Annotated in this window: 7 protein-coding genes and 2 pseudogenes; 4 read left to right on the top strand and 5 right to left on the bottom strand. The window is 67.7% G+C overall.

Annotated features, from left to right (window positions below; all coding sequences use genetic code 11):
• Positions 1 to 136: 136 nt before the first annotated feature.
• Positions 137 to 1,132: pseudogene (locus GJ629_RS12495) on the bottom strand (DEAD/DEAH box helicase); the annotation flags it as partial.
• A gap of 460 nt (positions 1,133 to 1,592) precedes the next feature.
• On the opposite strand from GJ629_RS12495, the gene GJ629_RS12490 reads away from it, so the two are divergent.
• A complete protein-coding gene (locus tag GJ629_RS12490) occupies positions 1,593 to 1,838 on the top strand; it encodes a ferredoxin (RefSeq protein WP_157513351.1) in 246 nt (81 codons plus the stop codon).
• A 55-nt stretch (positions 1,839 to 1,893) separates the two neighbouring features.
• Positions 1,894 to 2,613 (top strand): hypothetical protein, encoded by a 720-nt coding sequence (locus GJ629_RS12485; RefSeq protein WP_157513350.1) that lies wholly within the window; start codon positions 1,894 to 1,896, stop codon positions 2,611 to 2,613.
• A gap of 3 nt (positions 2,614 to 2,616) precedes the next feature.
• Here GJ629_RS12485 and GJ629_RS12480 read toward each other — a convergent pair whose 3' ends face one another.
• The 4 genes and pseudogenes from GJ629_RS12480 to GJ629_RS12465 form a co-directional block, all read right to left on the bottom strand.
• Positions 2,617 to 3,354, bottom strand: a complete 738-nt coding sequence (locus GJ629_RS12480) for a hypothetical protein (RefSeq protein WP_157513349.1) — start codon at positions 3,352 to 3,354, stop codon at positions 2,617 to 2,619.
• A 51-nt stretch (positions 3,355 to 3,405) separates the two neighbouring features.
• Positions 3,406 to 4,617, bottom strand: coding sequence for a threonine ammonia-lyase (gene ilvA, locus GJ629_RS12475; protein WP_157513348.1), 1,212 nt, complete (start codon positions 4,615 to 4,617; stop codon positions 3,406 to 3,408).
• A 234-nt stretch (positions 4,618 to 4,851) separates the two neighbouring features.
• Positions 4,852 to 5,311, bottom strand: a pseudogene (locus GJ629_RS12470) (hypothetical protein).
• A gap of 288 nt (positions 5,312 to 5,599) precedes the next feature.
• Positions 5,600 to 6,253 carry a TrkA family potassium uptake protein gene (locus tag GJ629_RS12465; RefSeq protein ID WP_231754615.1) on the bottom strand — a complete coding sequence of 218 codons (654 nt, stop codon included), beginning with the start codon at positions 6,251 to 6,253 and terminating at the stop codon, positions 5,600 to 5,602.
• Between the two features lie 82 nt (positions 6,254 to 6,335).
• On the opposite strand from GJ629_RS12465, the gene rnz reads away from it, so the two are divergent.
• Both rnz and GJ629_RS12455 read left to right on the top strand, forming a co-directional pair.
• Positions 6,336 to 7,256 carry a ribonuclease Z gene (rnz, locus tag GJ629_RS12460; RefSeq protein ID WP_157513347.1) on the top strand — a complete coding sequence of 307 codons (921 nt, stop codon included), beginning with the start codon at positions 6,336 to 6,338 and terminating at the stop codon, positions 7,254 to 7,256.
• Positions 7,257 to 7,301: 45 nt separating this feature from the next.
• Positions 7,302 to 8,263 (top strand): hypothetical protein (locus tag GJ629_RS12455; RefSeq protein ID WP_157513346.1); only part of this gene is annotated, 962 nt, incomplete at its 3' end.

Genomic DNA, 8,263 nt, shown 5'->3' with positions numbered 1-8,263 from the left:
CGAGGACGGCTGGCTGATCCCGTTGCTCGTCGCCGCGGGCCTCAACGGCGGCCTCACGCTGACCGGTATCGGCGGAATACTGTCGTTCTGTATCGGCGCGGCCGGGTTCGGGGCGGTCCTGCGAGACTACTTATAGGTTCCTGAACGCGTCCTCGACCAACTCGCGGTGGCCGCTGGAGAGGCCGGCGTGGTGGAACGCCGCCCCGTCCGCCACCGCGTCGGCCAAGTCGTCGCTGGTCTCGGTGTCGCTGACCTCCCGTATCTCGGCCGCTATCTCGGCCAGTCGCTCGCGCTCCTCCGGTGTGAGGTGGTCGGCGACGGTATTCGCCAACCGACCGGCCGCGGCCTCGGCGTTGCGCCGGGAGTTGACGAACACCAGCGTCGAACCGTCGTCCTCCAGCGTGTCTCTGACCACCGCGGCCGTCGGCTTCTCGCGGTCCCGGACTCGCAGTTCCCGCTGGCTCCCGTCTTCGAGGTGCAGCGCCTGCCCGTAGTGTACTCCCTTCTGCAACTCGATGGGCCGCCACTCCGAATCGACCAGTTCGGCGCCCAGCCACTCGGCCAGCACGTCCGCGTTGCCGATAGTCGCCGACAGTGCGACGGTCTGGAGGTCCGGGTTGATCTGTCTGAGCTTCGCCAGCGTCACCTCGAGCGTCGGGCCGCGCTCGCCGTCGTCGACCAGATGGACCTCGTCGGTCACCACGCAGGTCAGGTCCTCGATCCACGGTGCCCCGTTTCGCACGAGGGAATCGACCTTCTCGGAGGTGGCGACGACGATGTCCTTGCCCGCGAGCCACCCGCCCTCGGACTCGTAGTTGCCCGTCGAGACGCCGATGTCCAGCCCGTACTGTTCGAACTGCTCGAACTCGGCGTGTTTCTCGCTTGCCAGCGCCCGGAGCGGGACGATGTACAGCGCCGTCCCGTCTCGTTCGCCGGCGACGCTTGCGAGCATCGCCAGTTCGGCGATCAGCGTCTTCCCGCTGGCGGTGGGGATGGAGGCGACGAGGTTCTCCCCCTGCGTGACGCCGGCCTCGACCGCCTCGGCCTGTGGCGGGTACAGCGATTCGATACCGTCCTCCCGGAGGTGCTCGGGAAGCCACTCCGGAACCGACGGGATGTCCGCGACGTTCATTGGCCGCTGTTCGGGCGTCCTCGGGGTTAAACTATCGCACTGTCGGCCGCGTGTCCCAGCCCAGGACGCTCCTTTCATCGGGCGACCATCGCACCCGGCCTGCGGGTTTATAATCGCTCGCCGACACTACCCGTCTATGGAGCGATTGTCTGCGGCCGCCGTCGACGGCCTCCGGACGCTGGTCACACTCGCCGCCCTGCTCGCGTCGGTCGCTGTTTTGAGCCGTGGCGCGACGTTTCTGGTCGACGCGTTCGGTGCCGACTGGGTCGCCCACGGGGCGACGGGACACCTTCTCTTCGCCGTCGTCTTCGTCGCTTCCTTTGCGTTCGTCTTCGGGACGTGGCGGGCGTTCTACGACGCGTCGATGACGGGACGGCGACGGGGTAGTCAGCGGGGGACACCGGCGCGATACAGCGACCGACGCCCGCAGAATTATACGTCCGTCCTCCCAACTCGGCGTATGCGCGTCGAGTACGACTACGACACCTGTATCGGGATGTTCCAGTGCGTCGCCGAGTGGGACGCCTTCGAGGAGGACACCGACGCCGGCAAGGCCGTCCTCGCCGACAGCGAGGAACGGGAAGACGGCGTCTTCGTCCGCGAGGTGCCCGAGGACGCCGAACTGGACGCGAAGTTCGCCGCCCGGTCCTGTCCCGTCGACGCCATCACCATCTACGACGACGACGGCGAGCAACTGATTCCCTGAAACGACTGTTTGAGCCTCCGTCGCCTCTTTTGTCGTGTCCATTCACGGGAGGAGTATGGAACGCCGCCGCTTCCTGTTCGGTACCGCCGCCGCCAGCACCGCCCTCCTCGCCGGCTGTTCGAGTTCCGACGGGTCGACGCCCGGAGAGACGACCGACGAGTCGGACGACCCCGAGACCACCGCACCTGAGGAGACCACGACCTCGCCAGACGACGGGACGACCACCGAACCCGACGACGGGACGCCAGACGACACCCCGACGCCGGACCCCGAACCCCCGGAGACTCCCACCGAGATACGGAACGGGAGCTTCGAGGACGACCTCTCGGCGTGGACCGTCGGCCGCGACCTCCCCTCCCAACCCGGTGACTCGGAGGAACCGGTCGACTCCAGTATCGGGACGACGAGCGGGAGAGCGTCCGACGGGTCCAGTGCTCTCCGCATCGGTATCGACGGGAGCGCCGACGACGGCACCGTCTGGGTCAAACAGACCGTCGATCCCGAGGCCGTCTCGACGCTTCGGGTCGACGGCTACAGCGAGATGGAGTCGTTCAACACCATCCTCAAACTGGCCACCTACGTCGGTCCCGAACCCGAGGACGGCCTGACCGAGGCGGACTTCGACACCACGGAGAAACTCGCCGACCACGAGGGCTGGAAGACTTACGAGTACGATATCGACGCCGGGGACGGTCCCGTCGTCGTCGCCGTCGGCCTCACCATCGTCTGGGAGACGGGCGCGACGGGCGTTCTCGACAACGTTCGACTGGAGTGAGACTCAGCCCTCCGGGCAGTACGCGCCCTCGTCGAAGCCGCTACACGAGAGCGTGATCTCGTAGCTCGCGATAGCCTGTGGGTCCGCGTCGATACCGGAGAGGAACACCGGCACCTCTTCGCCGGGCTCCGGGCTTCCGCCGAAGCTTCCGAACCCAGAGGAAGTGCCTATCTGGTTGCCGTCGCTGTCGTACAGCGTCGCGCTGAAATCGTGTTCGATGATCTCGAACGTCTCCTCGCCGTTGTTCTGGACGGTGACGATCAACTCGAACGTCTCGTTGCCGTCCATATCCTCGGTCACCGACCCGCTGTGACTGACGACCTCGATACCGTCGGCCAATTGGTTCGTCACCGTTCCGTCGACGTCGCCGGTGGCCTCGGCATCGGATCCGCTGTCGGAGCCGTCGTCCGCCGAGTCGTCGCTCCCGTCGTCCGTCGATCCGTCGTCCGAGCCACTATCGGACCCGTCGTCCATCGAGTCGTCGCCTCCGTCGTCCATCGAGTCGTCGCCTCCGCCGTCCATCGAGTCGTCGCCTCCGCCGTCCGAGCCAGTGTCGGAGCCGTCGTCCATCGACTGGTCGTCCATCGAATCGTCGCTGGCGGTCGTCTCCTCCGGTTCGTCCTCGTCGTCGTCTTCCTCGCCGTCGCCGCTATCGTCGCCGCCACAACCGGCCAATCCCACACTGATACCCACACCGAGTGCGGCGAGCAACTCCCGCCGGGTTTCTACCTGTTGAACCATAGCTGCACTAATTATTTTCCACCAACATAAAATTACGTCCGACCACGTCGCTCAGACTAGCACGTCCACCGTGTACCCCGCCTCCCGCAGGGCCGAGAGTAGCCGTTCGACGTGGTCGTGGCCTTTCGTCTCCAGATCAAGTTCCACCTCGGCGTCGCTCATCCCGATGTCGCCGCCGGCGCGGTCGTGTTCGATGGCGTGGATGTTGGCGTCGTGGTCGGCGACGATGTCGACCAGTCGCTGCAGCGCGCCCGGTCGGTCGGCCAGCACCGTCCGCACGCGGAGGTATCGGCCAGTCTCGATCAACCCGCGGACGATGACGGTCGTCAGGACGTTCATATCGATGTTGCCGCCACACAGCGCCGGGACGACCGTCTCATCCTCGGCGAACTCGAACCGGTCGAACAACAGGGCCGCCAGCGGTGCCGCCCCGGCCCCCTCGACGAGGGTCTTCGAACGCTCCAACAGCGTCGTCAGCGCGACGGCTATCTCCGAGTCCTCGACGGTGACCACCTCGTCGACGCGCTCTTCGATAACGTCGAACGTTCGCTCGCCGACCTTCCGCGTGGCGATACCGTCGGCGATAGTGTCGACGCCCTCGCGTTCGACCACTTCGCCTTTCTCCAAAGACTGTGCCAGACTCGCCGCGCCCGCCGCCTGCACGCCGACGACACGGATATCCTCGTTTTTGCCTTTGAGGGCAGTTGCGATACCGGAGATGAGGCCGCCGCCGCCGACGGGGACGACGACCGTCTCGACCTCCGGGAGGTCCTCGTATATCTCCAGTCCGATGGTGCCCTGTCCGGCCATCACCGCGTCGTCGTCGAAGGCGTGGACGTATGTCCGGCCCTGTTCGCGCTCTATCTCGTGGGCGCGTTCGGCGGCGGCGTCGTAGTCCTCGCCGTGGAGGACCACCTCGGCCCCGTAACTCCGGGTGGCTTCGACCTTGGCGATGGGCGCGTACTCGGGCATCACGATGACGGAGTCGACGCCGATGCGGGTCGCCGCCAGCGCGACGCCCTGTGCGTGGTTGCCGGCGCTTGCGGTCACCACGCCGGCCTCGCGTTCGGCGTCGCTCAGCGTCGCGATGCGGTTGGTCGCGCCGCGTATCTTGAAGGACCCGGTGCGCTGGAACGTCTCCAGTTTCAGGTGGACATCGGCCCCCGTCAGCGAGGAGAAGGTGTGTGAGTACTCAAGCGGCGTGTGCCGTGCGGTCGCGGCCACGCGGTCGCGGGCCGCGAGTACGTCCTCGAGGTCGAGCATAGCCACACTTGCGCGGCCGTGGTGTTAACGCTCGGGGCGAGGACGCCGTCGCTGGCGGACTGGCGGAAGGGGAGAATGGTGCGTGTGACAGCACCTGAATATGTGGCCGGGTAGTACATAAACTCCCGGGATGCACAGTGAAAGTGAAAGTGCAAGACGGCGGCGGGACGAAAACTCCGTCAGACGGATAGCACACGGGCGTCTGATTGTACTATCTATCCTGACATATTTTCCTCAGTGGTCCTCCCGGGCGGAATATGGTTCGTCGTACAGGGCCTCGTACAGCGCCGCCGGGTCGAACAGTCTGGCGAACGCTCCGGGGTGCGCACACTCAGGTTCGCGTGGGGCTGGACGGCTAGCCCCGTCCGGACCGACAGCAAGTCCTCGTCGTAGCTGAGGAGGTGGGCCGCGCCGCCGCGGTAGGCGCTGGCGAGGCTGGATGGTCGCCCTCGGGGTGGTCGACGGCCGTCGTGTCGACCGCCAGTCGCTCGCGGTGGGCGGCCGCCAGTGCCGGCGTCGCCACCTCGGCGACGACGGCCTCGGTGTCGTCGAGCAACGCCTCGCTGGCCAGTAGCGTCAGCCACTCGTGGTCCCGGAGGTAGTCGAGGGCCGTCCGGGCGTGGCCGCCGACCAGCAGGTCCGCCGCCAGCACGTCCGCGTCCGCGACGATGCGGTCGGGGCTGGCTTCAGGCATCGCTCTCCTCGCGGTGGCGGGCGAGCGCTTCCCGAACCGTCTCGACGTCGGTCTCGTACTCGCCGGCGCGGTCGAACAGCGTCTCCCAGTCGTCCATACTTCTGTATCGGACGCGGGTCACAAACAGTGTGTCGGCGGCCGACCCCGCCGCTGTCGTGCGCTCGTCTGACGGTGATTTAAGTCCGGAGCGGCGGTCGACTTCGGTGGGCGCGCGACATTGGCCTCATCGCCTCCCATCCTCCCAGCGCGCCCGGGCACCCATTTCCACCCCTCTCGTTCCCTTTCCGTTCACGCTCCGATGTGCTGGCGAACGTCGTCGATAGCCGCCGGGCGCGTCATCACCGCGAGGCTGTCGCCCGCTTCGACGGTCGTCTGTGGCAGCGGTATCGACAGCGACTGGCCGTGTCGGCCGTGAGCGTAGACGCGCGCGTCGCCCGGCAGTTCGATCTCGACGACCCGTTTGCCGATCACCGACGACCCCTCCGGTACGTCGACGGTCGCGACCGACAGCGACTCCGTGATCGCCGAGAGGACGTCGAAGTCCCCGCCCAGAAGCGCCGTCTTCGCGCCCGCGGCCCCGAGTTGCTCGGGGTAGATTATCTCGTCGACCTCGCTGGCGTACTTCTCGTATATCTCGGCGCGGTAGTCGGCGTCGATGCGCAGGACTGTCCGCGCGCCGTGGTGTTTCCCGATCATACACGCCGCGAAGTTGACGTTCAGGTCGCCGGTCAGCGCGCCGATGGCGTCGGCGTCGGTGATCCCGGCGGCCTCCAGTAGCGACTCGTCGTCGCCGTCGCCCTGATACACGTCGAACCCCTCCTTCTCGGCGCGTTTCGACCTTCTTTGGGTCGGTGTCGATGACAGAGAGATCGTGCCCCTCGCTGTCGAGGATCCGTGCGGTCCGCATCCCGACCGACCGAACCCGACGATGACGAACTTCATATCCGTGGTGTACGACACCGTCCCTCAAAACACTAGCCCCGGTCCGAAGGGCGTTTAGCCGTCGGCCACCGAGACGTGACCGATGGAGGTAACGTTTCTCGGGACCAGCGGCGCCGTGCCGACGACCCAGCGCAACCCCTCGGCCGTCCTGCTCCGGCGGGAGGGCGAGCGACTGCTGTTCGACTGCGGCGAGGGGACCCAGCGACAGATGATGCGCTTTTCGACCGGGTTCTCGGTCGACCACATCTTCGTCACCCACCTCCACGGCGACCACGTACTCGGCATCCCGGGACTGCTCCAGACGATGGACTTCAACGACCGGACGGCCCCCCTCGCCGTCCACGCGCCCCACGGCACCCGCTCGCGGCTGGAACAACTTGTCTCGGCGACCGGCAACCGACCCTCCTTTCCACTGCGGATCGACCAGGTCGGCCCCGGCGACACCGTCCTCGACGCCGGCGAATACGTCGTCGAGGCTTTCGAGACCGACCACCACACCGAGTCCGTCGGCTACGTCCTGATCGAGGACGACCGGAAGGGCCGCTTCGACCGCGAGAAAGCCGAGGCGGAACTCGGCCTCGAACCGGGACCGAAGTACTCGAAACTCCACGACGGACAGGCGGTCGAACACGACGGCCGGACCATCGAACCCGAGGAGGTCGTCGGGCCGCCCCGACCGGGTCGACGGTTCGTCTACACCGGCGATACGGCCCCGACCGGCGCGACTGTCGAGGCCGCGACGGACGCCGACCTGTTGATCCACGACGCCACTTTCGCCGAGGACCGCCGCGACCGGGCCGCCAGCACGGGCCACTCGACGGCGAAGCAGGCCGCCGAACTGGCTACCCGCGCGGGAGTGAAACGACTCGCGTTGACGCACATCTCGACGCGGTACGCCGGCCGCGCCGGCCGACTCGGCAGCGAGGCCCGCGAGGTGTTCGACGGCGAGACAATCGTCGCCGAGGACGGGATGGTCCTGAACGTCGACTTCCCCGACGCCTGACCGCCCGGCAGAACGGTTAGTACGCTCTGGACCGTAGATGCAGTAATGTACGTCACACCGTTCGGTCGCGCCTTCGATCGGGCGGCGGCCGCCCGGTCGGACCGGACGATGCGCGGCGCCGTCGGCGTCGCCGTCGTCGCCACCGGTCTCGCGCTGGTCGGTGTCGTCCTCTCGCAGGCGTCGTTGGGGTACGACGGACCGCTCGGCCTGCTTTTCGGCGGCCTGTTCCCGTTCGCCCTCGCGGCCGCGCTCGCCGTCTGCGGCGTCGCCGTCCTCGCCAGCGACCTCGACAGCCGGAGCCTCGGCCGCATCGGGCTGTGGTGGCTGGTCGGCTCCGTCGCCGCCACGGGGGCCGCCGTCGGCGTCGTCCTCTTCGAATCCTCGAACGGCGGCCAGTTCACGCAACCGGCCGTCGTCGTCGACGGCAACACCGCGACCGGCGGGCTCACGGGACTGGTCGTCGGCGTCCTCGCGGCCCGACGGCTCGCGCTGCTCTCGGAACGCGACCGTGAGCGTCGGCAGTTGGCCGACGAGCGCGAACGACTGACGCTTTTGAACCGCATCGTCCGCCACGACCTCGGCAACGACCTGCAGGTCATCGACGCCGCCGGCGACCGGATAGAGCGGTCGGGCGAGGCCGACCCCGAGACGGTCGACCGGCTCCGTCGGACCACCAGAGAGGCCATCGATGTCACCGAGCAGGTCCGGACGTTCCTGCTGGCGATGGACGGCGACGACCCGGGGTGTCACGCCGTCGACCTCCGGCGGATACTGGAGACGCAGGTCGACATCGCCCGCAGCCGCCACCCCGAGGCGACCGTCCGGGTCGACGGCGACCTCCCGCCGGTGTCGGTGCTGGCCGACGAACTGCTCTCCTCGGTCGTCCACAACCTTCTCAGCAACGCCGTCGCCCACCACGACGGCCGGTACCCGACGGTCGAACTTTCGGTCGCGTCGACGGCGACACCGTCAGGCTCCGGGTGGCCGACGACGGCCCGGGCATCCCC

Origin of the sequence: Halapricum sp. CBA1109 (assembly GCF_009741825.1) — an archaeon.
In the GTDB taxonomy this organism is placed as follows: domain Archaea; phylum Halobacteriota; class Halobacteria; order Halobacteriales; family Haloarculaceae; genus Halapricum.
Note: the sequence above shows the minus strand (reverse complement) of the source record. Positions and strands in the feature narration are given on the sequence as shown.

Bases quoted from the DNA above. Each gene is read 5' to 3' on its own strand.
- GJ629_RS12485 (WP_157513350.1), top strand. From the start codon at position 1,894: ATGGAACGCCGCCGCTTCCTGTTCGGTACCGCCGCCGCCAGCACCGCC.
- GJ629_RS12465 (WP_231754615.1), bottom strand. From the start codon at position 6,253: ATGAAGTTCGTCATCGTCGGGTTCGGTCGGTCGGGATGCGGACCGCAC.
- rnz (WP_157513347.1), top strand. From the start codon at position 6,336: ATGGAGGTAACGTTTCTCGGGACCAGCGGCGCCGTGCCGACGACCCAG.
- GJ629_RS12480 (WP_157513349.1), bottom strand. From the start codon at position 3,354: ATGGTTCAACAGGTAGAAACCCGGCGGGAGTTGCTCGCCGCACTCGGT.
- GJ629_RS12490 (WP_157513351.1), top strand. From the start codon at position 1,593: ATGCGCGTCGAGTACGACTACGACACCTGTATCGGGATGTTCCAGTGC.
- ilvA (WP_157513348.1), bottom strand. From the start codon at position 4,617: ATGCTCGACCTCGAGGACGTACTCGCGGCCCGCGACCGCGTGGCCGCG.